1 protein-coding gene is annotated in these 410 nt (G+C 73.9%); it reads right to left on the bottom strand.

Translation table 11 applies throughout. The annotated features are described in order from the left end of the window. A partial coding sequence (locus PUR56_RS00115; RefSeq protein WP_329947325.1) for an acyltransferase domain-containing protein occupies positions 1-347 on the bottom strand: 347 nt, incomplete at its 3' end. Between the last annotated feature and the right edge of the window lie 63 nt (positions 348-410).

Genomic DNA, 410 nt, shown 5'->3' with positions numbered 1-410 from the left:
TCGTGCTGGAAGGGGTAGGTGGGGAGGTCGGAGGGCCGCAGGGTGCCGGCGTCGGCGAACGCCGCCGACCAGTCCACCCCGACCCCGCGGACGTACAGCTCCGCGGCCGAGAGCAGGACCCGGTCCCACGCACCGTCCTCACGCCGCAACGTCCCCGTGACCACCGTCGGAGCCTGGACCGCCTCCTCCAGCGCCTCCACCAGACTGTGCGCCAGCACCGGGTGCGCACTCACCTCCACGAACGCCCGGAACCCCTCCGCGGCGAGCGTGTCCACCGCCTCGGCGAAGCGCACGGTCTGCCGCAGGTTGCGGTACCAGTACCCGCCGTCCAGCTCAGGACCCTCCAACCACCGGCCCTCCACCGTCGACAGGAACGGGATCGCGGCGGGCCGGGGCCTCACCGCGGCCAG

It is taken from the genome of Streptomyces sp. BE303 (genome assembly GCF_036290945.1).
Classification (GTDB): domain Bacteria; phylum Actinomycetota; class Actinomycetes; order Streptomycetales; family Streptomycetaceae; genus Kitasatospora.
This window is presented reverse-complemented; position numbering and strand designations above follow the sequence as displayed.